Annotated in this window: 20 protein-coding genes; 8 read left to right on the top strand and 12 right to left on the bottom strand. The window is 53.5% G+C overall.

Going from position 1 to position 24,429, the window contains the following annotated elements:
• Positions 1 to 24 precede the first annotated feature (24 nt).
• The gene (locus tag J2Z70_RS17300) at positions 25 to 768 is read right to left on the bottom strand and encodes a hypothetical protein (RefSeq protein ID WP_209875315.1); all 744 of its coding nucleotides are present in this window, start codon (positions 766 to 768) and stop codon (positions 25 to 27) included.
• A gap of 143 nt (positions 769 to 911) precedes the next feature.
• On the opposite strand from J2Z70_RS17300, the gene J2Z70_RS17305 reads away from it, so the two are divergent.
• Positions 912 to 1,514 (top strand): DUF4304 domain-containing protein, encoded by a 603-nt coding sequence (locus tag J2Z70_RS17305; protein WP_209875317.1) that lies wholly within the window; start codon positions 912 to 914, stop codon positions 1,512 to 1,514.
• An 87-nt stretch (positions 1,515 to 1,601) separates the two neighbouring features.
• Here the strand turns inward: J2Z70_RS17305 and J2Z70_RS17310 are convergent, their stop codons facing one another.
• The 6 genes from J2Z70_RS17310 to J2Z70_RS17335 form a co-directional block, all read right to left on the bottom strand.
• Positions 1,602 to 2,771, bottom strand: coding sequence for a DUF4317 domain-containing protein (locus J2Z70_RS17310; RefSeq protein WP_209875319.1), 1,170 nt, complete (start codon positions 2,769 to 2,771; stop codon positions 1,602 to 1,604).
• Between the two features lie 111 nt (positions 2,772 to 2,882).
• A complete protein-coding gene (locus J2Z70_RS17315) occupies positions 2,883 to 3,620 on the bottom strand; it encodes a Fic family protein (RefSeq protein ID WP_209875321.1) in 738 nt (245 codons plus the stop codon).
• Between the two features lie 84 nt (positions 3,621 to 3,704).
• Positions 3,705 to 4,643, bottom strand: coding sequence for a phosphotransferase (locus tag J2Z70_RS17320; RefSeq protein ID WP_209875323.1), 939 nt, complete (start codon positions 4,641 to 4,643; stop codon positions 3,705 to 3,707).
• Positions 4,633 to 6,180 carry a sensor domain-containing diguanylate cyclase gene (locus J2Z70_RS17325; protein ID WP_209875337.1) on the bottom strand — a complete coding sequence of 516 codons (1,548 nt, stop codon included), beginning with the start codon at positions 6,178 to 6,180 and terminating at the stop codon, positions 4,633 to 4,635. Before J2Z70_RS17325 ends, J2Z70_RS17320 begins: the two co-directional genes overlap by 11 nt.
• A 73-nt stretch (positions 6,181 to 6,253) precedes the next feature.
• Complete coding sequence (locus J2Z70_RS17330) at positions 6,254 to 8,008, bottom strand: ABC transporter ATP-binding protein (protein ID WP_209875339.1); 1,755 nt, start codon at positions 8,006 to 8,008, stop codon at positions 6,254 to 6,256.
• Complete coding sequence (locus J2Z70_RS17335; protein ID WP_209875341.1) at positions 8,005 to 9,738, bottom strand: ABC transporter ATP-binding protein; 1,734 nt, start codon at positions 9,736 to 9,738, stop codon at positions 8,005 to 8,007. The genes J2Z70_RS17330 and J2Z70_RS17335 overlap by 4 nt, the downstream gene beginning before the upstream one ends.
• 170 nt (positions 9,739 to 9,908) lie before the next feature.
• Here J2Z70_RS17335 and J2Z70_RS17340 point away from each other — a divergent pair, with 170 nt between their 5' ends.
• Together J2Z70_RS17340 and J2Z70_RS17345 are read left to right on the top strand one after the other, a co-directional pair.
• Positions 9,909 to 10,112, top strand: coding sequence for a helix-turn-helix transcriptional regulator (locus tag J2Z70_RS17340; protein WP_036730779.1), 204 nt, complete (start codon positions 9,909 to 9,911; stop codon positions 10,110 to 10,112).
• Complete coding sequence (locus tag J2Z70_RS17345; protein ID WP_209875544.1) at positions 10,112 to 10,543, top strand: DUF6442 family protein; 432 nt, start codon at positions 10,112 to 10,114, stop codon at positions 10,541 to 10,543. The genes J2Z70_RS17340 and J2Z70_RS17345 overlap by 1 nt, the downstream gene beginning before the upstream one ends.
• Positions 10,544 to 10,574: 31 nt before the next feature.
• Here the strand turns inward: J2Z70_RS17345 and J2Z70_RS17350 are convergent, their stop codons facing one another.
• The 4 genes from J2Z70_RS17350 to J2Z70_RS17365 all read right to left on the bottom strand — a co-directional run bounded on the left by J2Z70_RS17350 (position 10,575) and on the right by J2Z70_RS17365 (position 16,256).
• Positions 10,575 to 12,299, bottom strand: a complete 1,725-nt coding sequence (locus J2Z70_RS17350; RefSeq protein WP_209875343.1) for a helix-turn-helix domain-containing protein — start codon at positions 12,297 to 12,299, stop codon at positions 10,575 to 10,577.
• Positions 12,300 to 12,350: 51 nt separating this feature from the next.
• The gene (locus tag J2Z70_RS17355) at positions 12,351 to 13,118 is read right to left on the bottom strand and encodes a (2Fe-2S)-binding protein (RefSeq protein WP_209875345.1); all 768 of its coding nucleotides are present in this window, start codon (positions 13,116 to 13,118) and stop codon (positions 12,351 to 12,353) included.
• 1 nt (position 13,119) lies between these two features.
• Positions 13,120 to 14,187 carry an ABC transporter substrate-binding protein gene (locus J2Z70_RS17360; protein ID WP_209875348.1) on the bottom strand — a complete coding sequence of 356 codons (1,068 nt, stop codon included), beginning with the start codon at positions 14,185 to 14,187 and terminating at the stop codon, positions 13,120 to 13,122.
• Between the two features lie 911 nt (positions 14,188 to 15,098).
• Complete coding sequence (locus J2Z70_RS17365; RefSeq protein ID WP_209875350.1) at positions 15,099 to 16,256, bottom strand: uroporphyrinogen decarboxylase/cobalamine-independent methonine synthase family protein; 1,158 nt, start codon at positions 16,254 to 16,256, stop codon at positions 15,099 to 15,101.
• Between the two features lie 222 nt (positions 16,257 to 16,478).
• Here J2Z70_RS17365 and J2Z70_RS17370 point away from each other — a divergent pair, with 222 nt between their 5' ends.
• From J2Z70_RS17370 to msrAB, 5 genes are all read left to right on the top strand, one after another.
• A complete protein-coding gene (locus J2Z70_RS17370; RefSeq protein WP_209875351.1) occupies positions 16,479 to 16,931 on the top strand; it encodes a stalk domain-containing protein in 453 nt (150 codons plus the stop codon).
• Between the two features lie 75 nt (positions 16,932 to 17,006).
• Positions 17,007 to 17,711 (top strand): response regulator transcription factor, encoded by a 705-nt coding sequence (locus tag J2Z70_RS17375; protein ID WP_209875352.1) that lies wholly within the window; start codon positions 17,007 to 17,009, stop codon positions 17,709 to 17,711.
• An 83-nt stretch (positions 17,712 to 17,794) separates the two neighbouring features.
• Complete coding sequence (locus J2Z70_RS17380) at positions 17,795 to 18,751, top strand: HAMP domain-containing sensor histidine kinase (protein WP_425355118.1); 957 nt, start codon at positions 17,795 to 17,797, stop codon at positions 18,749 to 18,751.
• Positions 18,752 to 18,795: 44 nt separating this feature from the next.
• Entirely contained in the window at positions 18,796 to 19,512 is a 717-nt protein-coding gene (locus tag J2Z70_RS17385; protein WP_036730795.1) for a cytochrome c biogenesis CcdA family protein, read from the top strand.
• An 18-nt stretch (positions 19,513 to 19,530) separates the two neighbouring features.
• Positions 19,531 to 21,084: a bifunctional peptide-methionine (S)-S-oxide reductase MsrA/peptide-methionine (R)-S-oxide reductase MsrB gene (msrAB, locus tag J2Z70_RS17390; RefSeq protein ID WP_209875354.1), complete on the top strand. Its 1,554-nt coding sequence runs from the start codon at positions 19,531 to 19,533 to the stop codon at positions 21,082 to 21,084.
• A gap of 423 nt (positions 21,085 to 21,507) precedes the next feature.
• On the opposite strand, the gene galA is transcribed toward msrAB, so the two are convergent.
• The gene (gene galA, locus J2Z70_RS17395) at positions 21,508 to 24,270 is read right to left on the bottom strand and encodes a beta-galactosidase GalA (RefSeq protein ID WP_209875355.1); all 2,763 of its coding nucleotides are present in this window, start codon (positions 24,268 to 24,270) and stop codon (positions 21,508 to 21,510) included.
• Between the last annotated feature and the right edge of the window lie 159 nt (positions 24,271 to 24,429).

Below are 24,429 nucleotides of genomic sequence, written 5' to 3' on the forward strand. Positions count from 1 at the left end.
AGAACAGGCTGATGAGTACTACCTCTACATTTCTTCCACATACCGCTTGGCTTCGCCAAGGGGCATATCCGTATGCTGACGGACGAGCTTGATGGCAAGAATGAGCTTGCCGTCCTTTTTTAACTGCCGGACATGCTCCTGGACCTCTTCGGGCAGGACCCTCAGCGTAGTGCTTGCTGCCTCCCGGCGCTTCAGTTCCGCAGCTACCCGCTGCTCCATATCCGGTGTCAACGTCTCGTCTACGGTCGCGGCAGGCACCGGCCAGCGCTCTGGCTTACTCCCCCGGATTGCTGCAAGCAAGGTGCCTACAATCGAGTAGAGCACCAGATACTGAGCGCACCGGTACAAGTACAACCATACGGTACTTAGCATGACCGCCTCCCCGCCCGGCTTCAGAATGGAGAGTTTATCCGAAATGACGTACTGGCCTGGCGCATAATTATTGACATCCTGGTCCAGCTGCAATTGACCTATAGGAGAGACGATCCATTCCAGCGGCTTGTTGGTTATGGGGTTCCCGGCCGTGTCGATCATCATGCCCAAGAACGAGAAGAGAGCGACGGCAAAGACCAAATAAGTGGACCAATTCAACCTTTTGACTAACACCACCATACTGAACACAACCAGCAAAGTCAGACTTCTTATGTAATCGTTATGTAGGAATAATTGAAAAACTACCGGCAGCCCCCACCCGAACAGCAGCACCATAACAGCCGCAAACCCAAAGAAAAACAATAAAATCTTAACATTCTTCATCACTACCTTCATTCCTCCTCTCCTGCCTCCTATCCTATATTTACCCAGAATGAAGTCATTTGAGGCGATCCTGTTTATAGTACAATTATAGCTGTCAGCCGACATGTTATAAATGCAGTCTATAATTAACCCAGGTGAAGGAGGATTTACTTACTATGAATGAATTGTTAGATATGAAGGAATTGTTCAAGCAGATCATCAAGCAGGACGTCAAACCTTTGTTCTCCGCACAGGGCTATCGTACAAAAGATCTGAATTTCTACAAAACAGAAGGCCAACTCAGCTATAAAATCAATATCCAGAAATTCAAGTACAATACACACAAGCAACTCAGCTTCTATGTGAATTACAATCTTCATTCCGAAGAGCTTGCGCAATATAGGCCTGCTTCGTCTCTGGGATTGCCTCACTTCTATGCCCGGATCAACCAAATCGTCCCCGCCGCCCCGGAACGCTACTTCCTGACGCCGGAGGTAGATGTGGACAAGTTCACGGCAGACCTGCTGCTCCACTTGGATCAGGGTCTCCAATTCATGTACACCCTAACCGATGCCAGGGCCATTATTGAATACTATATGCCGCGGATAGCACTGCATTTAAGTGAGGAGACCTTCGGGTACCTGCTGGATACAGGGGATACAGAGACTGCGGAGCAATACCTGCAGCAGCTCCAAGCGAAATACGGCGCCGAGAAGCGCTGGGGGATCTTGGAGAAGAAGTATGCAGCGGTCTGGGAGAAATACGGGAGCTCTTCCTAGCGCACCCACCCTCCACAAATAAAAGGGCTTCCCGCTCTCGTAAGGAGACATCGGGATAGCCCTTTTTTCAATATACATCTGTTCAGGTTAGGATAAGTTCTCCGTCAGCAGCGTGAATCCTTCGATCACCGCATCCTCATCAATCTCAATCATGATGCAGCGCTTGCCCTGGTAATTCACCTGCCGCACATATCTCAGGTCCTGCGGGCTGATCGTGATGGATGCAACCTTCGTATCGATCTTGATCGACTTGGAGGTGAACTTAGGGATGACACTGCTGGCCTTCAGCTCATAGTGCTTATTGTCCACGATGGTCTCGAACGCGCGCTCCACCTTCTCCGCCGTCACATCCTCCACACCGCTGGCCTTCAGCACACGCTCCACATCGCGGTAATCAAGTCTCGGCGGCTCTTCCTCCTCCGCGTTGTCCTCAATCACTTGATGAATCTCCTCGTACACCTGGGCAATGGTACCCACATCAATCTGTTCGCCTGCCACTTCTTTTACAATCTCTTCAAAGATAGATCTCTCTTCCATGGCCGTCACAGACCGCTCCGCATTCAACACCTGCTCAATGAAATGCGGGTTCGGATTATTCGCGCTTCCCGTACAATACAGTACACGGTTCACATCAGAATAGTTGTCCGTCACACTCGGGTAGAAGAAGCCTTGCTCCGGCGTGCTCAGCTTGATAATCGGGTCAACCATGATATTATACTTGAATTCCCGCTCTACATAATCGAATAAAAGCGTCTTACGCTGCTGCTCCGTGGAATTCACACTGCATAGAATGAACGGATGAGCGAATACCTCGTCCTTCCCGGTCTCCTCGGCTTCGTCATTACGCGCCTTGGTCGGCCGGAAGTATTGTCCCCGTACGAAGGTGATGACCGCATCCTTCTCATACTTGGCATCCACCAGCATTTTATCCACCAGCATGAGCATCAGGTCCTGCCACTCCTCCGGGTCACCGGTCACCAGTCCCTGGTGAAGCATCACCTGCGACGGCTCCTCCGCTTCCTCCAAGAACTTCAGCTCGAACAGCTTATGGTCCAGCTCCCCGGTCAGCAGCTTCCGGAAGTTACTCATATACAGCTCCTGCTTCTCACGTTCCAGCATGGCGAACGGCTGGCGTTCGAAGTGGTAGATTTCATTCGTTTCTTTCATAATATAGACATTCAGAATATCGTACAGATTCAGCTGATCATGGTCCATCTTGAACTGCTTGCGTATATGTGCGGCTTCTTTCTTGATCATGGCTTGGAACACAGCTCCTATGAAATGAATTGGTTGTATCAGTATAAACGATAGCATAAGCCTTCGCTAGAAGGGGTGTCGTTGCTCGTGATATTCACTAGTGTTCACTCTCTAGCCCCGCCGCTCAATCATCCCAAGATAACGATCCAATTGCTGTTCCTCCAGTAAGGCTATCATATCCGCAAAGGGCTTCAAATCCCGGCGTACAGCGTAGGCCTCGAGGGCATTGAAATATTCCAGCCGCGTTTCTTTGGCAATAGAGATAGGAAGATATCCATTTGCCAGCAACTGATAATTCATAATCAGACGCGAGGTTCTGCCGTTCCCATCGGCGAACGGATGGATGCGGACGAATTCGGCATGAGTCCAGGCCGCAAGCTCTATGATATCGGCGTTATCTTTCTGCGCTAAATCAGCATAAAAATTTTTCACTTGCAGATACATTTCATTGGGTACTGGCGGTGTATGCGCTGCTCCGGATATATACACCTCTACATTCCGGTATACGCCACCTACCATAATATTCTCAGTTAACAGAGCATGAATATCCTTAATGATCCCTTCATCCAATGGTTTTTCATCGTTAATGCAGGACTTAATATACTGGTATGCTTTATTATGATTAATAACCTCATATATTTCCCGAAGCATTTTCCCGCCTACGGATATCCCTTCCTCCAGTACCACTTTGGTTTCCAGAAGGGTTAACGTATTGCCCTCTATAGCCGTTGAGTTATGCGTATACTCAAGTTCAAAAGCCTTCACATAGCTTTGGACAGTAAGGTCCGGGATTTTATCTTTAGCCTGATCATATAAGGCCTTTTTGCGCAGAATTTCAGGGTAGCTCAAGCAGATCACTCCTTTCTTTTCCTATCACTAAGTATAGCCTAGGTATTCACTGAATCGACTTCTTAACTTGGAGAAATAATTTTATTACACAACAACCATATCCAAAAACCGCCGCAGCCCCGCCTCAGTACCAGGATCCCTTAGCCACGCCCCCAAGCTCCAAGTCATATAACGCAGGCCGAGATACCATGAAGCAGCTCTATAGCTCTGCCCGAACGTATCTGCAGGAAGCACCCATCCCAGCGAAGCCAGCACTTCACGGTATTCTCCAACTTGAGACCGGTCAAACCGCATAGGGATGTCGAGGAACAGAGAACCGTACCGCGCTTCTTCCCAGTCAATGAACATGACGTCATCATTATTGTGTACCAGTACATTTCCGGGATTCAGATCATTATGTATAAGCGTGTGAGTGGTCTCATCCTTCCAGACGGCTTCGAGCTCGTCCACGATTTTCCCCGATACGGCATCGATCTCAGACATATACGTCCCGAAGGTCTCCACGAACCGTTCATTGTGCTTGGCCTCTTCCCATGCGGGTCGCCATACTCCATGAATTATAGTCTCTATGTATGTACGGCTAACCCTAGGAAGCCAGGATAACTCCTCCTGCAATCCGCGATTATGGTTATGGATATAAGCCAGCGCCTGTATTTCCTTGTGCTGAAGCATCCCGATATCCAGATTCTGATAATTCGTCTTATAATCCACATCCTGTATACACAGGAGCACCCGATGGTCCGAATCCAGATTACCCGCTCTATTAAAAGGGACATTAGCCCCCTGATCCAATAACCGGTTCATTACCCGCCGTTCAATTCCATTCGCCATTTTGGTAATCACAGAGCTATACTCTTGCCTGCCTTCACTCTCCACGAGAATCCGGTGCCGGAATAAATCCACCGCCTGATAGCCCGAATGCAATCGGGTGCTCTCGATATCAAGGACCTTTGCCTTATCAGACAGGAATTGCCGCACAGTCTCCTCAATTAAATCCATCCCCCCGCCAATCTCAAATCTCATGATTTCCCTCCGCCTCTCCCCGCTTGATCGCATACATCCGCTTGTCGGCTTGGCGCAAAAGAGCATCCGGAGCCGTTCCGTCCTGCGGATACAAGCTGATGCCTATGCTCATATCGATCTTCAGCTCTTCGCCTTCATAATCCAGCGTGGCCTGTGCAGCCGCCGCCAGCAGCCGGTGCTCCAGCTCTGCGGCGGTCAGCCCGTCCCCGCTCACGGGGCAGAACAGCACGAATTCGTCTCCGCCGAAGCGGGCCGCCAGCCCGTCCGGCTGAACCAGCTGATGGATCATGCCCGCCACCTTGCATAACATCTGGTCTCCGGCCTCATGACCCCAGCGGTCGTTCACCTGCTTGAACCGGTCGAGATCAAGCAGCAGGATGGCTACTTCCCCGCCGCTGCGCTCTGCTTCCGCAAGACTCTGCTCCAGCTTGTCATAGAATTGCCTGCGGTTCGGCAGCCCGGTAAGCGGATCATGATAGGCCATGAAGGCAATCTGCCGCACATGCTGATTGCGCAGCCGGATGTCCCGGATGAGCAGCACGGCATGAGGCTCGTGATCCACGGTCACGTAATCCCCGTTAATCATCACCTCGACCGGACTATCCCCGTTATGCAGAACCATTTCCAGCTCACCGATATCATCCTGTGCCTTAAGCTTCGCCACGATCTCTGCACCGCCCAGATCGGTAAGGTTAGCCTTCCCCAGGGTCAGACGGCCAAACATCTTACCGGCACTCGGATTCGCTTCCTTAATGCTGCCTGACAATGAGACGAGCAGCGCAGCCTGTGAATTGATCTGGAACATCTTCTTGTAGCGCTGTCCCGCATGATTAAGGAACTCATACCGCTGCATGGACAGCCGCAGCACGAAGCACCAGATCAGTCCTCCGTAGATATACGTATAAGGCGGCAGCATTTCATTGAAGCGGAAATAGCCGAACACCGCTACCCAGAGGAATGTCACCCAGGAGCCATACTCCAGCAGCTTGAAGATACCGCCATGCTCCTGATAATCAGGATCGGCGGCACTCCACTTGCGCGCACTGCGCAGCATGACGATCGGAACGAAGCTCAGCACTAAGCTGGCTGTCAGTGTCCCGTAATACGCCGCATTTGCCACCGGCCATTTCCATACTCCGCTTACGGTGAACAGCTGCACAGAAGTATAGGAGCGTTGACCAATGAGTCCCGCCGGAATAGCCAGGGTTAATATGTGGAACAGATAGGGGTACCATGGCCGGGGCATCCGCTTATGTAAGCCGATTAACCGGGCAATCAGATGGAAGCCCAGCCCTGGAATAAGGATACCGACATTGGCGAACCAGACCGCAGCCAGCAGCGGACTATATTCTATGGGCAGCATATACCGGAAGTACTCCTCCAGGAACATCAGGAAATAACACAGAATTGTAGCGCTTACCAGACGATGTTCGATCCGCCGCGGGTTGCGCAGCAGCACATCCATTCCCATGTAGAAAAAGAAGAGCATCGGCAGCCAATAAAATACGACAGGTATCCATACATGGGTCGGGCTCATTTCTCTTCTCCTCTACAGTCTGTCACGGACATAGTTAATCTTAATTTTAATATATTACCGGGCGGAGACGCCGTCAATGAACAAGTTCTGTGGTATGGCTTAAGGCGGCGTATTGGCTGCGGAACAGCAGATCATAGGCTTCATTCCGGCCACGCAGGTTAGCATGGGTATCGCAGGCTGCCACCTTCCCGGCTTGCAGAACCAGCACCTTGTCACAGTCTTGAATTGTAGAAAGACGGTGCGCAATCGAGATCATGGTAGTTCCGGCAGACAGACGCTTCAGCTCATTCCTAATGCCGCTCTCATTCTCAGGGTCCAGAGCGCTTGTACTTTCATCGAAAATAATAATGTCCCGCTTCTGCAGCAGCGCCCGCGCAATCGACAGCCGCTGCTTCTGGCCCCCGGAGAGCTTCACCCCCTTCTCCCCGATAACCGTATCCAGCCCCTCCTCCAAGGATGCAATATAGTCATAGATATTGGCGCTGCGGCAGCAGGCAATCAGCTCTGCTTCCGTTGCCCCGTCCCCCGCCAGCAGCAGGTTCTCCCGGATCGTCATATTGAACAGAACAGGCTCCTGCACCACAATGCTTACCTTGGCCGCCGCACTCCCGCTGTTCACCGCATGCAGATCCGTGCCGCCGATGCGGACGCTCCCGCCCTGAGGCTTCATCTGTCCGGTCAACAGTCTGGCAAGAGTAGACTTGCCGCTGCCGCTCTGCCCTACGATGGCTAGATGTTCCCCCTTCCCCACCGAGAACGAAATCCCGTCCAGTGCGAAGGCCTCCTTCCCCTCATAGCGGAACCGCAAATTCTGAACCTCAATCTTTTGTCCGCTAATGCGTTTGTAAGGCCGCTGGTCCGCCTCTGCCTGCAACAGTCCGATCACTTTACTGATATTCACCGAATCATTCTTGTAATTCATCAGGCCATTGCTGATCGTCTCAATGAACCCGAAGAATTGCCCGTAGAAGCTAATGAACACCAGCAGCACACCGACCTCCGAGTAGCCCTTAATCACGAAGAGTCCGCCAATGAAATAGATGAACAGCTGAGTAATGAAGTTCTTGGTGAAGAACGAATAAGTAACGCCCAGATGCTGATAGAGCTGGCTGCGGAACCACACCGGACGAATAGCCGCATAATGCCCGTTCAATTCCTCAAGCTGGGCCTCCTCCAGATTGTTGGTCTTAATATCCTTCCAGTTCTGCAGACTCGCATGTAAAAAAGATTCGTACCCGTTCTGCAGCCTCCATAGCTCCTCCCCCGCCTTCCTCGTTTTCTCACCCAGGAGATTCACGGTCAGCAGGGAGACCGGAACGAAGACGAAGCTGAGGAGGGCGATCCGCCAGTCATAGCTTACAAGAATCGCAGCCAGCGCAGCAGCATACAGGACAGCGTAGGTGAAATCTAACAGATGTACCGTGAAGAACCGCCCGGCTGCGGCTGAATCCTGCTCGATCCGACTTTTCAGATCACCAATGCTGTACCCGCTATACTCCTCATAAACCAGGCTGTTCACTCTATTCAGCAGTTTGCGCTTAAGCCTGAGGTCATACTTCAGAAGCAGCTGGTTGGAGTAGCGCTTGCTGACCGCAATCCCGGCCGTCGTAAGCACGAATACTCCCAGATAACCCACGACAACCGGCCATAACCCACTCAGGTGCTTCTCCACCAGCACGCGGTTGACGAGCAGAGAGTACAGGAATAACGGAAGCAGTCCGCAGACCAGATTCCACAGCTTGAACAGCACGAGCGCCAGCAGCGGCTTACGGACACCTTCAATTCCCTGAGTCAGCGCTTTATAGGCGGCCCATCTTGTCATAGTCATACTGCTGCGCCTCCTGCACGCTGTTCGCTGAATAGATCTATATACGTTTTGTTGCTTCTGATCAGCACGTCGTGAGTATCGTAGCCTGTGACCCGGCCACCCTCCAGCACCGCAATCCGGTCACAGCATCTAAGCGTGGACAGCCGATGGGCGATGATGATCAGCGTCCGGTCTTGCGCAAGCTCACCGGTCATCTGCCGGATCAGCGCCTCATTCTTGCTGTCGAGGGACGAAGTCGCTTCATCGAAGACCAGAATTTTCGGGTTCTTGACCAGGATTCGTGCAATAGCCAGACGCTGCTTTTGTCCGCCCGATAATTCCTGCCCGGAAGTCCCCAGCACTGTGTCCAGCCCGTCCGGGAGATTCTGGACCAGCTCATGCAGTGCAGCTCTCTTAAGTGCTTCGAGTAACAGGCTGTCCCGATCACGGTTATTCGTAAAAGAGAGATTATACCGCAGCGTGTTATCGTACAGAACCGTCTCCTGATGAACCACGCCCACCTGACTCCGCAAGCTGTGCAGGTTATATTCGTTCACGTTGCGGCCATCGATCAGAAGCTCGCCGCCGTCAACGGGATACAGATTGCAGAGCAGGCTTCCGAGTGTTGTTTTCCCGGCTCCGCTCCTTCCGGCAATACCCACAGTGCTTCCTCCCTCGACACGGAGATTGAACCCGTCCAGTACCCGCCTTTCCTCCGTATATCCGAAGCTGACATTACGAAATTCAATCGTCCCCTCTGTAATCAGTGTGGGCAGACGGGCTTCCCTGTAGTCCTCTTCCTCTTCATTCAGAAGCTCCGCAACACGCTGCAGGGATACATTCTGGCCCCAGGTATCGGTAATCTTGCTATTGATCGAGCTGAAGTAGGTCACCGCCATATTGAAATAGCTGGCGGCAGCCACAAAAACACCAAGCTGCATCTGCCCCTTCACAATGAGCCGAGCGCAGATAATGAACAGCAGCAGCTGTGCAGCAAGTGTGATGAATGCATTCACCCGCTCGGTGGATACCTCAATTCTTCCATTATCCACATTCTTGTGATGGATAGAGACTGTCCGCCTGAGATAGGTATGGGTTACCAGCCTCCCGGCATTCAGCAGCTTGATCTCCCGCATATTGGCCACAATTTCAAATAAGTACGAGGACAGCCTCCCCTGCTCTGCCGCCAGATCCCGGTTGACCCGGAGCGCTCTCTGCTTGAAATATCTGGAGGCCATGAACACCACAGGAACCAGCACCACCGTGAACGCTCCCAGCAGGACATGATAATAGAACATGAAGCCCACGGCGAACACAATATGCAGCAGATTGGAATACCCCCACAGTCCGCTCCAGAAGAGGAGATTCATAATGTCCTTGGCATCGCGGTTCATCCGGCTGATCAGGTCGCCGCTGTACATCCCGGAGAGATCCTTCCCCTTCTGATGCAGAATCTTGCGGAATAGCGCCCGCCGGATATCGAACACGAACCCCGTCATCAGCTGGGAGGAGATCAGATTATTAAGCGTTGCCACAATGAACTGATTGAACAGGAGAATGCCGGCATAGATCAGGCACAGCTTCAGGAAGGCCTTCAGATCCTGGTCATAAAAAGCGATATTAATCAGCCTCCCGCCCAGGAACGGATATATCAGATTCACCAGGGTCATTACCGTAGTTACCAGGAAACCGCATACAAATACCAGCTTGTGCATCCGTATGAACGTCATCACCCATCGTCTTGCAGTCACTGCCCCACCTCCTTCCATATATTCACAAGGAATATTGTAGCACGGATGTTCGTATATAGGGAGTGACCAACCTCTCCATTTATCCAACAATGGAAAGTTAACTTTACATCTAGATCATCATGCGATACACTCTCCATGTAAAGTTAACTTTCCATGAAGAGAGTGATTCCATGAACAACCGTTTGGAAGAATTACGCAAGCAGCGCGGAATCAGGCAGGAGGAATTAGCAGCGGCGCTTGAGGTGTCCAGGCAGACGATTGGTTCACTGGAGAACGGCCGCTATAATCCGTCCATCCTGCTGGCGTTCAAGATTGCCCGTTATTTCGGGCTGAGCATTGAGGAGATTTTTATTTATGAGGAGGAAGAGAATTGATGAAGAAATCCGTCTCGGCTTATCTTCTGGTTATTGCAGGTGTAGTCCTGCTGGCAGGCAGTCTGTACTTCATTAGAACAGTTCAAGAGCCGGAGGGGGTGCTGCGGACACTGCCCTTTATCTGTATCGGATTGGGCTCCGGCCTGTTCGGCAGCGGGATGGGGGAACTCATCGGACAGCGCGCATTGAAGAATAGCCCCGCCATCGCCAAGCAGATGAAGATCAACAAGCACGATGAACGCAATATCGCCATTGCAACCCGGGCGAAGGCGAAGGCCTATGACATGATGGTTTTTGTATTCGGGGCTTTAATGCTCGCCTTTGCCTTGATGGAGGCTGACCTCACCGTGGTGCTGTTACTGGTATTCGCCTACCTGTTCACGATTGGATACGGCATCTATTACCGGTTCAAGTATGATCGGGAGATGTAATTGGCAGCGGTTCCGTCTGCCGCTAGTCCGCTCAAGCCAGTAACGCCTGGGCCACCTGATCCAGAATGCAGTTGATGCCTGTCGGTCCATAACAGCCGATCCAGGTAGCAGCATCTACCGGATATATAAGCTGCCGCTTGTCTGCACCTAGCATGCCCCTCACACTGTGCTCTGTCATCGATATTCCCTCCTGCATCCTCTCATTACTAAGCAAAAAGTAGTAGTTGGCATGCACGGCCGGCAGCCTGTCGACGGAAATATGGTAAGCCGTGTCGGAGGCGGGTTCCGCCACAAATCGCGGAGCAGGCAGACCAAGGTCGCGGTACAGCACAGCGCCTGTGCGGTGAGAAGCCGTATGTACCCGGACGATGGACTCCCGCGGACGGATCAGAGCCACACTTTTGCCCGCCAGTACCGGAGCCAGCTCTGCGGACAGTAATGCCGTACGGCGCAGATAATCGGCAATAATCCGTTCCGCCTCCGCCTGCTTGCCTGTCAGTTCGCCGAATAGCTTCAGAATGGTCTGCCAGCTCTCATTACGCTTGAACATGATTGTTGGCGCCACCTGGCTTAAGCGTTCATAGTGCGGAGCATGCACCTCAGTGCAGATGATCAGATCCGGGCGCAGCCGTTCTACAGCCAGCAGGTCCGGGTACTCGTAGGTTCCGAGCATTTCCGTTGTTATTAATCTCTCATGGAAATAAGCGGGGAAATTCAGCGACCCGCTTCCGAAGCCTACGCTTCCTGCGGGGGACATCCCCAGAGCATGCAAATGGTCCGCATATTGGACATCGAGTACGGCGATCCGCTGCGGAGCAGCGGTGACAAGATATTCGCCGCGCAGATGGTGGATCAACGGACCCTGTGGTGACCCGTGCGGGAAGGCCACGCTCTCTGACCGTCCCGAAGGAGCGGAGAGCACAGCGGGAGCTGAAGCGGCAGTGCGCCTGAAGAGCTGCGGGGGGACTCCATAATGCTTCTTGAACGCCCTGCTGAAATAATACATGTCGCGGTAGCCTGTCCGCTCAGCGATCTCGCCGATGGAAGCATCCGTATAACGCAGCATCCGCTGTGCGCTCTCCATCCGCAGCCGGATTACGTATTCCATGGGCCCGAGCCGCTTCTCCTGCTTGAACCGCCGCTGGAGCTGCCGCACGCCGCATCCGGCTAGCGCGGCCAGCTCCTTAAGCCCCAGCTCCTGACGATAGTGCCCCTCGATATAGGCGGCAACAACCTCCACCATATCGGGCTCTACCCCGCCCTGACCGCGTTCATGTTCCATAATAAGCTCGTAGAGCATACCTTGCAGCAGCGCATTGGCATGGAAGCGTTCCAGCCCTTCTCCCCGGCTCCATTTGGCGGCTATTCTCTCCGCCGCCATATGCAGCTCCGCCGGGGACCCGGAATGGTGAATGAACGAAGTGCGCAGCGGGTGATTGCGCTGCGGGAAGAGGACATGTGCAGCTCCCGCCACAGGAATGGCCTTGTAGCTAATAGCTGTATAATGAATGTTGTCTGATTCCGCACTCAGAGTGTAGGCTGATCCCTTGACGGCATGACAAGCAAAAGAGGCTTGGACATGGCAGCCTTCACCATTCATCACAAGCCCTCCCTGCCCGCCGATGGCCAGCAGCAGCTGACTTGCCGCCAGTCCCGTTTCGCTAAGCACACCGCCGGGCGGCACAGTACCGCTGCGCACATCAAGTGTCTTGACCGCTGTATCACTCCATAGACTTGCCTGTTCTTGTTGCGGCATTTCTCTCATCTCCTGACAACAGTATCCTTTGCTTAACGGATAGACCTGCTGTCATTTTAATTGAGATTCATTCTCATTGTCAATTTTCGGACACTTTCTGCAATATTCCCCGGACATCCGGTAGTAAAAGCAACAGGTAATGCGCTTGCTCTTCGCAACCGGAGCCTCGTCATTCCCTTCGGTGAACCGGGTGAATGGATTGCGTCTTGCGCCGAACAATGCGCCGGGAGCCGTCCGGGTCAGATACACAAAATCCTCTTGCATCCGCAGCCTTTCTTCGCCGGATGAGTCTGCTCCAAGGGCATACAGCGGGGCAATACGCACCATTATATTCTCCCACAGCACGGCCATGGAGACGGGGCCCACGGCGGCAAGCGTCTGCAGCAACGGCGCAAGCCGTACCGCAAAATTCTCCTCAATAACAGCTTCGCGCCACACGGCCCTATCCTCCGGTGGGGAGGCTGACTGAAGCCCGTCCAGTGCCAGGAAAGGGAATGTCGTCTCTTCTGTAGAAGCCGGATGATAGAGGAAGCTTCTGTCCAGCGGGAAGAAGACTTCACGATTATGAACGGTCATGGCGCTCAGTATTGGCGCGATCCACAGATAGCTGATCCGCTTGGCCAGCATGGAAGCCGCAACCTGCAGGTCCGGCGCACCGATATAATCCTTAAGCCAGCTAACATACTCGCGGCACACCGCTTCGTCCTGCAGCTCACTCAGAGCGATGGTGCGAACGGTGCCCGCAGGCGGCTCCCCCAGCCTCATCCGGTAATCCTCCGCCAGTTCCCTCCAGGGGGCCGACGACAGATAGTGATCCATCTCAGTGAGCTCCAAGCAGCGCTTCCGAGGCCTGATCTACAATAATATTAATCGCAAGAGGACCATAGTACGCGATCCAGAGCGTTGAATTCACATCATAGGCACGGTTATTCTTGACTGCATCAAGGGATTTCCAGATCGGACTGCTGGCCAGAGCCTCTGCCTCTTTGGCGAACAGATCATCCGAGAGCAGGAAATAGTGATCTGCCCCGATATCAGAGACAGTCTCCATCGATATTTCAACTGAGGTATCATCCTTGATCGCCTGAACGAACGCTGGAGCCTTTAATCCCAGATCCTCATACAGAATGCTTCCTGTCCGGTGCTCGGGACCATGTACCCGAATTCCTTCCGGTCTTGGACGAATCAACGCCACCGTCTCGTCGCCCAGCTTCGCCGACAGCTGCTCACGCAGCCCGGTGATTTTGTCCTCGTAGGCCTTCTTCACCACTTCAGCCTCTGCCTGCTTCCCTGTTATTGTACCGATGGTAGCCAGCGTATCCCGCCAATCCTCATAGAAGTCCAGGACGATGGTAGGCGCGATTTTGCTAACACTCTCATAGGCCTCCTCCTGAAAATCAGTCATCAAGATCAGATCCGGGTTCAGCGCCACAATTGCTTCCAGATTGGGCTCATCGCGTGTACCCAGGACCTTCACCCCGTCCATTTGAGCACTCAGATATTCCGGGAACTCGTCCTTGGTTCCGGCAACCACGCTGCCTGTCGGCTTCTCTCCAAGCGCGATCAGCTGATCGGCGAATTTCACGTCAAGCACAGCGATCACCTTCGGCTTCTCCGTAAGCGTATATTCGCCCTTGATATGTTTGAAGGTAACCGGGTAGGCTGCTGTAGCCTGTGCCTCCGGTGTTGCCTGCGTCTGTGCTTCAGGCGATGGAGACGGCTCCGCTGATGCAGACGGCTGTGCGGCTGTACCTGCATTCGTGCCTCCCCCAGAACCGCAAGCTGTAAGTACCAGTACCAGCGCCAGCATCCATACCATGAATAATCCTGATTGCCCAGCGGCGAATTTCTTCCTGCCGGCCCCTTGTTTCTGTGTTGCTCTGTTCACGCTGACTCCCCCTGTTATGTATTATGTGATAATGATTTTCATTATCATAATTGTTACAGCGAGTATAGCTGATCTGTAGCCTCTGTTTCCATGTACTTTTGCGACATTGCAGCCGGATAAATGCGACATGGTGTTTAGCTATATAAATTGAACTAATGATTTTTTTGTTTTGGGATGGCCGTGACTCCAGAGAAGTTTTGGACTTCCGGCCGCTATTGTGTTTGAATTTCTTGATTAAAACAGCTACGCACGGTGGAAATCCAAACACAGCCTATGCTTACGATGCGAGCTTTCCTGCGGAAAGCTTTCAGGCGGACGCTACCGCTTCTACAGTTCCAAAATTCCCCTCCGCTACTTTTCCCTTAACTTAAATTTTCAAGTTTAATCTATATAGCAGGTGATATAGACGGAAACATTAGGAAATCACCCTACCGGGTGAAGGATGCTGATGCCTTCTCTCACCAGCCGCTTGTATAGAGAATTGCTGCACTTCTTGCAGGATTCCTCCTTACCTATTACTGGCTGAAGTACAATGTTGCATTATTTGCACAAATTTCGGTGTTTAGAGCAGATTAGCGCTGAATTTGTTGCATTTCTTGCAGGATTTCAGCATAGACCGCATCTATGGGGCAGTATTGTTGCACTTCCTGCAGGATTTCTCTATAAATGTTACTGGCTGTGGAGCATAGCGCGACGCTTCATCGCAGCAGCACCCAATGTATTCGGATTTCCGTATACATTGGGCAACTTACCTTCGTGGTAGCATATTGTGTTCGGTTTTTCATATACATTCCATCTGCTCCTCATTCAGATGTTTCAAAGACTACTTAGTTTCATAAACAGCAGCAAGCCCGCATCCTGTTGCCAGATGCGGGCTTGCTTTTATGAACAGCTGCTACCTATTAATGAAGTTAAGCCCAATATTGCTGGGCAATCTTTTGCCCCTGTCTGATCTTTGCCCATTGCTCCGCTTCCGTCAATTCGTTGCCGCCGTCGCAGGACGCGAAGCCGCATTGGTGGGAGAGCAGTAATCTCTCCTTCGGAATGATCGTGGACGCTTCATCCAGCATGCGGAGGACACGGGTCTCATCGTCAAGCGTACTGGTTTTGGAAGACAGCAAGCCAAGTACAATTTCCGTCTCCGGTCTATCCTTGAACACAGCAAGTGCCTCCAGCGAGCCAGCGCGTTCGTCGTCCCACTCCAGGAAGAAGCGGTCGTACTTCAGCTGCTTCAGGAACAGGTTGGCAATCTTCGCATAGGAGCCGCCGCCCATATTCCGGGAATCATAATTGCCGCGGCAGTTATGGGTCCACATGAGCAGCCCCAGGCTATGTCCGTAATCAATAATGGTGTTGTTAATATCGATAAACTCTGTGGCGAGACTCTGTACTTCTTCATGGTTGATTGCTTCACCGGTAAATGGCGAATTCGGATTGTCGTCCGCGAACAGCTCCCAGAGGCAGTCGTCGAATTGCAGAATCTTACCGCCAGCGGCTGCGAATTCCCCTACGAAATCCTTATACGCCGTCACCAGACCCGCCTTCAGCTCATCACGGTTCTGGTACACTGCACCCTCGCCGCCAAGGTTATCCGACCAGGACAGCTCTCCGAAAATATGAGACGGCGAAGGCACGCACAGCTTCGTCTCCCGGTCTCCGGCATGCTCCTGAAGCTGGCGGTACGCCTGAAGGAAGTGGTGATTCTTCCCGCCGAGTTCACCTGTGATACGCAGACCGATGTCTTTTCGCGTCTCGTATTTGGAGGTGCCGTCAATGTCTCTGAAGAAATACCCGTGAGGCGCAATATAGCGCTGAATCCCCTGGAAGCCCCACACGAAGTCCAGATGCCACATCGACTTGGAGTACTCCCCATCCGTCAGAATTGTCAGCCCATTCTCGCTCGCTTGCTCGACTACCGACTGTATCGCCTTCGCTTCACACTGCTCATAGCCCTGGAAATCCTCGTAAAAAGGATACTGGATATCGTCCCGGTGTTCGATTTGCTGCTTATATTCTAATAGCTCCGCCGGACGCAGCAGGCTGCCTACGATCTGAAATCTATCACACATGATTAGCCCTCCTCTAGTTCCACTGTTCTGTCTTTGTGTATAAATTCTAGCATGGAGTGCGGCCTTAGGAGTAACACTTATAACTGATATCTGGCTATAGGGAGAAGTTATACGCTCACTCCGCTGCCGTAATACAATCGTAAGGTTTCGCTTAGAGAATCGTAAGCTCTGCCGCTTATGCTGTTCCATGTAATCCAAAAAAAGAGATGGAGCGTGATAAGCATGGTTAACAGCAAAGCAGGCAAACGGTTCATGATGGCGGCAGTATTGGTACTCTCTCTGGCAGTGTCCGGCATCGCCGGCGCGGCGGCAGGCATCAAGACGATGAAGAAAGACGGCATGGAGCTGATGAACCTAAGACAGGCCGCCATGATGTACGGCTACAGCATTGAATGGAACAGCAAAGACCGCTCCGTATCGCTGATGTACATGGACAAGATGATGGACGACGACAAGATGATGGACGACAGCAAGATGATGGATGACAGCAAGATGATGGATGATGGCATGATGCCGATGGGCAAGATGATCAAGGTTATGATCGGGTCGAAAAAAATGATGGTCGACGGTAAAACGGTCAATCTGAGCATGGCTCCGGCCCTGTATGACGGCAGCACTTATGTGGCGGATACGGTAGTGACCATGTACATGAAGCCTGCCAAGGCCATGAAATAAGACGGGATGAGCGATGCCCTCACCCTGTGATATGATGGAATCAAATGGATTTTTCCGGATATGGGGTGGGTTAGGATGAATGAACGAGTGCTGGTCGCGGATGATGATCCGAATATTACCGATGTCTGCCGCAGGTATCTGGAACGGGAGGGGTATCTGGTCACCACCGCCAAGGACGGCTTGGAAGCGCTAGAGCTATGGCGCAGCCAGTCTCCAAGCCTGATTGTGCTCGACCTCATGATGCCGCATAAGAATGGCTGGGAGGTGTGCAGTGAGATCCGGCAGACCGAAGATCTCCCGATCATCATGCTGACGGCGCGCGGCGAGGAGCAGGACCGGCTGATGGGGCTGACGATGGGGGCGGATGATTATCTGACCAAGCCCTTCAGTCCAAGGGAACTCGTACTGCGGGTGCAGGCGATTCTGCGCAGAATGAGATATGTCCAGGTATCGCCGGTTACCGCCGCTGAGCACACGATCAAATACGAAGGGCTGACTATCGATGTCGGGAAGCGTACGGTGGAGATCAGCGGGCAGGCGATTGACTTGACGGTGACCGAATTCGAAATGCTCTATCTGCTGGCGAGCCATCCGGGGCAGGTGTTCTCCCGGACGCAGATGCTGAGCAAAATCTGGGATTTCAGCTATGAAGGAGATACGACTACCGTTACGGTGCATATTAGGAGATTACGCGAGAAGATCGAACAGACTCCCTCCGACCCGAAATACATCAAGACGGTCTGGGGTATCGGCTATAAGTTTGCGGGTGATGGCATCTGATGAAGCTGCGTACCTATCTACTATTGTCCAGTCTCACGGGGATCGGCGTATTGCTAGTCTGTCTATTCGTCAGTTATTCCCGGATGCTGCTGACCATCGATCAGCTATATTATCTGTCCGGCATCACAGCCGGGATCGGCGTGTTCTCCTTCATCCTCCAGCATCTGCTGACGCGGCCGGTGGAGAAGTCCATTGCCCGGATTACGGAGCAGACGGTAAGAATTGCCGAGGGAGATTTCCACACCGAGGTTCCCACCATCGGGCCGCACGAGTTCAAGCTGATGGCCCGGCAATTCAATGAGATGAGCAGTAAGTTAAAAGAGAGCTTCGACCATCTCCACCAGTCCGAGTCCGCCCGGCGGGAGCTGATCGCGAATGTCTCCCACGATCTGCGGACCCCTCTTGCCTCCATTCAGTCATTCGTGGAAGCGCTGGAGGATGATGTGATCAAGGACGAAGAGACCTTCCAGCGGTATCTGAATACGATCCGGCTGGAGACGAAGCGGCTGGCGGGGCTGATCCAGGACCTCTTTGAGCTATCCAGCCTGGAGGCCAGCGGCGGAACCTTCGACCCGCAGCCCTGCCATGCAGATGAGCTGCTGATCAGCACGCTGGAGAGCTTCTCCTTCCATCTGGCGGAGAAGCGGCTGAAGGTCGAGATTGAGCTGCCGGATAAGCTGCCCGCGGCCCTGATGATGCCCACGCAGATCAAGCGGGTACTGTCCAATCTTGTGCAGAATGCCATTCAACATTCTCCTGAAGAAGGCCATATCGTGCTGTCCGCCGCCGAGGAAGGCCCGTTCCTGCGGATCGCCGTGAGCGATGAGGGGCAGGGAATTGAAGCGGCGGAGACCGCACGGATCTTCGAACGGTTCTACCGGATAGATAAATCGCGCAGTAAGAATAGCGGAGGCGCCGGACTCGGTCTTGCCATCGCACAATCCATTGTGGAGCTGCATGGCGGCAAGATTGGTGTAGAGAGCAATAAGGGTTCAGGAAGCTGCTTCTGGTTCACGGTTCCCATCTACACCAGCCGGTAAGCCTTAGCGTTAGAGAAGCAGTACTCATATAGGTGGTGACAGAGATGGCTGGTGATTTTGTATTCCTGTTCGGCGTCTTCGGCGCAGGGGTATTATCGTTTTTTGCACCCTGTATTCTGCCGCTGCTTCCGGTCTATGTCTCTTATCTGTCCGGAAGCCTGGCGGGCAATGTGAATCAGGGCGGGGTGGACACAGGCTCCATGCGGTTCCGTTCGGTATTCATGCTGCGGACGCTAATCTTCGTGCTTGGACTGTCTGTGGTCTTCATTACCCTGGGCTTCGGCTCCGGTATCCTTGGCAGTGTCATTTCAAGCTCCAGGTTCATTGCCGTCTGCGGAGCGATTGTTATCTTATTCGGAATCTACCAGACGGGACTGATCAAGATCTCCTGGCTGGAACGGGAAAAAAAGCTATCCAGTCCCCGCGCAGCACGCGGCGGCTATATCGGGGCCTTCCTGCTCGGCCTGACGTTCAGCTTCGGGTGGACGCCGTGCATCGGCCCGGTACTTGCGGGCATTCTCAGTATCGCCGCTGGGGAAGGCTCCCCTGCCTATGGAGGGTTCCTCATGCTGCTGTATACGCTGGGTCTGGCGATTCCTTTTCTCGTACTATCCGTCTTCTCGGACTATCTGGTGCAGCGGATTCGCCGCTTGTACCGGTTCATGGGAGGGATCAAGATCGCCTCCGGCTGTATGCTGATCGCCATGGGGCTGCTGCTAATGACAGACCAGCTGAATACGATTGTGAGCTGGATTCAATAACGGGAGGAGGAATCAGGCATGAAAAAGATATGGAAGTGGATGGGATATATGCTGGTGATTGGCGGTCTGCTATCGATCCTAGCCGCATGCGGTGCGAAGCCCGATACAGCATCCGGCAAGACGGACTCCCCGGCAGCGATGAACAAGGGGAAGCCTGCCCCCGCATTTGCGTTAAGTGATCTGAAGGGCGATTCGCTAAAGCTGGAGGATCTGAAAGGCAAGAACGTGTATGTGAAATACTGGGCCTCCTGGTGCTCCATCTGTCTTGCCGGCCTGGAGGAACTGAATACGCTGGCCGGACAGGAGAAGGATTTCCAGGTGGTATCGATTGTAACTCCCGGCTACAAAGGCGAGAAATCCGCCAAGGAGTTCACGGACTGGTTCAACAAGCAGTCGTATGACAATCTGACCGTGCTGCTCGATGAGGATGGGACATGGGCCAAGGAGTTTCAGGTACGGGCGTATCCCAGTTCTTTTTATATCGATGAAGAAGGGTTGCTGGTGAAGTCCCTCCCGGGTCATGCCTCCAACGAGCAGATTAAGGACACCTTCGCGGGAATGAACACAGCTTCAGCCGCCGCTCCGGTTCCAGCGGTCAAGACCGCAAGTATAGCTGACAAGGATCTGCGTGACCTATATCTGGCGGGCGGCTGCTTCTGGGGCGTTGAGGCGTATATGGCCCGCATTCAGGGAGTTCAGGACGTCACCTCAGGCTATGCCAACGGGAAAGGTGAGAATCCGACCTACGAGGATGTCATTCGCGGGGACCGGGGATTCGCGGAGACTGTGCATGTGAAGTATGATCCGAAGCAGGTCACCCTGAAGCAGCTCCTGGAAGCTTATTTCAAGGTCGTTGATCCGACCAGCCTCAACAAGCAAGGCAATGACCGGGGCGTTCAATACCGGACAGGAATCTACTATTCCTCCCCGGAGGATGCAGCGGTTATCCAGCAGGCCGTAGCGCAGGAGCAGACCAAATATGACAAGAAGATCGTAACGGAAGTCCTTCCTCTGGAGAACTACTATCTGGCGGAGGAATATCATCAGGACTACTTAGAGAAGAACCCGAACGGGTATTGCCACATCGACTTAAGCATCCTGGATGAACAAGAGCCGGTCATCGATCCGGCCCAGTACCCGCGCCCTTCCGACGCAGAACTGAAGGAGCGATTAACCGCCGATCAATACGCGGTAGCCGTCAATAATGACACGGAGCGTGCCTTCAGCAACGACTATTGGGATAATTATGAGCCTGGCCTGTATGTCGATATCGCCACGGGTCAGCCCCTCTTCTCCAGCAAGGATAAATACGATTCCGGCTGCGGCTGGCCCAGCTTCACGAAGCCGATCGCCCCGCAGGTCGTCACCTACGATACGGATACCAGCTTCGGCATGGAACGCACCGAGGTCCGCAGCCAAGCCGGCGACATTCATCTGGGTCATGTCTTCGACGACGGTCCCGCTGACCGCGGCGGCAAGCGCTACTGCATCAACAGCGCCTCTATCCGCTTCATCCCTCTGGACCAGATGGAGGGGGAGCATTACGGGTATTTGCTCGGGTTGGTGGAGTAGACAAGGTGAAACGTACAGACGAAGAGTGTCTCATAAAAGATCGCCCTCCATCCGCTCAACAGAGCGGTGTGGAGGGCGATTTTGTTTCTTAAGATCATCATCCAGCATGCCCCAAGTGAATAAGGGGGCTTCCCGGGCAGCCGACATTGCCACGTGAATCTGCCGACTTAAAAATCCTGCCTATAATACAACATTCCCCTGTTTAATTCGGCTCAATTTCAAAATTGCTGCACAAAAGTAAACATTTCTTCTTGTCCACGTGGATTAGCGGGACAATTGTTGCAGTTTGTGCAACAAGCCTCACGAACACATGGTATCTTCGTATTCATGTTGCAATAATTACAACATTTCCACTGATGCAGCGTGTAGTTAACCAAGCAAAAGCGGCTATTGCTCCGAGAGTAGGGTTAGCCGCACGGCTCTCTACCCCCTCAACCCCATCGAGACCGCACCGTTAATGCCCGGCTTGTACACATCCGGCTGAATGCCGACCAGCACGGACAATACCGTCTCGTCGCCAAGCTCCACATCGTCAAGCGCAACTTCCAGGGTCATTGGCCATGGAGAGGACTGCTTCGCCAGCAGCCGGCCATTGACGTAGATTTCGGTATCCCCGCTAAGCGCGTGGAAATACAGATATGGGCTGCTGTTCTTCTCCCGTTCCGTCAGGGTAATGGAGCTGCGGTAAATCACATAGCCGTCTGCTCCCTGGAGCAGCTGCTGCGGCCCGAAGCTGACGTCGACCTTCTCCCAGGAATTCATATCCGTAGGATGGATCTCCACATTGGGGTCCGGACGCTCCGGAGAGAGTTCCTGTGTCAGCAGCCAGTTGTTGATATAACGCTCGTGTACAGACAATACATAGGGAGGCTCATCGGCGACTTCTACCGGGATGACCTGCACCAGAGGCTGCAAGCCTTCCCCCTGAAGCGTCAGTTCAATAGCGTTATGCCCCGCATCGCTGCCGACAATCAGCTGGAGACAGCCATTGAACAGGCAGCGCTCCATAAGATGATCCGCCTCGTGGGAGTTGGGGTTGCCGTTGCCTGCTCCCAGTATGATCCCGCTGCCGGTTAACGAGAATGACACCCGCTGCCCCGCCGTCTCCACAAACCGCCCTGCGGCGTCGATGGCGTAGACATTCACCACGACCGCGTTCCGCCCGTCGCCAAGCAGAGCCGCCTTGCTCGTCTCCACACGCAGCGCGCAAGCTGCCCCGGACGTTATTTTCTCATCCACAGCGACCCGCTTGCCCTGACGATATCCTTCCAGCCGCAGCGTTCCCGGCTCGTAAGGAATTTCCCATTGGCATTGCTCATAGAGTTCGACAGCCTGTCTGTACCGCAGCTCCCCGTTGACATACAACGCCACTTCATCGCAGTTGGTATGCGTCATGACGGTCACCGGCTGCCCTTCCTTCCCCGGCCAGTTCCAGCCGCCTGTGATATGCGCAACCGGCTCGTCCAGCCAGAACGCCTGGTACAGGTAATAGGAATCCTTGGGGAATCCGCAGGTATCCAGGATGCCGAAATGGGTGCTGACGCTGGGCCATTCATAAGGCGTCGGCTCGCCGCGGTAATCGAAGCCTGTCCAGACAAAGGTGCCCATCATATAGTCGCGGGTATTAATGGCTTGCCACGACTCTCTTGCGGTGTTGCCCCAATTCGCCCGTTCCCGGTCGAAGCTGTCAAAAAACTGCAGTGCGGTGTCGCTGACGTACGTCCCTCTTGTGGCAAAAGCACTGACCGTCTCGGACCCGATCATCGGCTGGCCGGGATGCTTCTCGTGGAAGCGGTCATAGCCGCCATGCATATAGTTGAATCCGGCGATATCCATCACGTCGACCGTTCCGCCGTCTTCCATAACGCCGCCGTTCATGGCCCCCAGTACCGGACGGGTATCGTCCAGACGCAGGATCGCCTGCTTCATCCGCTTGAATATTTTGCGCCCGACCGGTGTGCCTTGCAGCGGTTCTTCATTGAACAGGCTGTAGAACACAACAGACGGATGATTGCGGTCGCGCGTCACCATATTCTCCACCTGGCGCAGCCCTTCCGGCGAGCTGTCGAAATTACGGTTCTCGTCCATCACCAGCATGCCGAGACGGTCGCAGGCCTCCAGCAGCTCCGGCGCAGGATTGTGATGGGCGCAGCGGTAAGCGTTGCTTCCCATAGCCTTCAGCCGTGCAATCCGGTATTCATGCAGCGCGTCCGGCAACGCCACGCCAACCCCGGCGTGGTCCTGATGGTTGCAGGTGCCTTTGATCTTGAGCGGGCGTTCATTAAGATAGAATCCGGTATCGGGGCAGATCCGGATGCTGCGGTAACCATAAGATGTCGTGACCGTGTCCCGCTCTTCTCCGTCCACCAGCAGGGTGGAGTGCAGCTTGTACAGGTGGGGAGCATCCACATCCCACAGCAGTGGCGAGCTAACAGGCAGCTCCTGCTTCAGAACGGCGGCTTCCCCCGCTTCCGCGCGGCCTGCCGTCCGTTCCTCCGCCACAACTGCTCCGTCAGCACGCACTACCCGGGACAGGAGTTCAACCTCCGCTGCCGTCTCCCGCTCATTCGTAATCCTTGTCTCCACGTTCGTCAGCCACTGCTCCCCGTCCTGCTTCACCGGATTGACCCAGATGCCGCGGTCTGCGATGGACAGCGGATCTTTCTTCGTAAGCCACACATGGCGGTAGATGCCCGCGCCTTCATACCACCAGCCTTCGGACACCGAGGCATCCACCTTCACCACCAGCAGATTGGGGCGGTCGCCATAGAAGACGTTGTCCGTGATATCCACAACGAAGCTGGTATAGCCGCAGAAGTTCCGCCCGAGCACGCTGCCGTTCAAATAAATTGTAGCATAGGTGGCGATGCCGTCGAACTCTAGCAGCAATTGTCTGCCATTATCGGACGGCTCCAGCTTGAACTTCTTGCGGTACCAGCCAATGCCGCGCGGCTTGTAGCCGAAGTCCGGCACCCCGCCTTCACGGTCGAACGGCTGGCGGTAAGACCAGTCATGCGGCAGCCCCACCGTCTCCCACTCATTATCGTTCCATTCGATGCTGGCCGCTCCCATGATGCCGCCTGCTTTGGCGTTGCCGTATACCGCTTTGTGGCTGTTCTCCACCGGGATAGCTATATCTCCGTGATGGAACAGCCAGTCCTTGTCCATGCTTAACCGTTCTCTCATATAGGTCAATACCTCTCTATCGTTGTAATACTTCTATTGTAGAAAAGCGGAACGAAAGACGTTAGTACAAAGGGAGGGAACCAATCGCACAAAATGAACATTAATGCATTTTCGATTGTTCTTTTGGACGGCAGCATTCATAGTAGATCATAAATACCC

Source organism: Paenibacillus silagei (genome assembly GCF_017874735.1).
GTDB lineage: Bacteria > Bacillota > Bacilli > Paenibacillales > Paenibacillaceae > Paenibacillus_AQ > Paenibacillus_AQ silagei.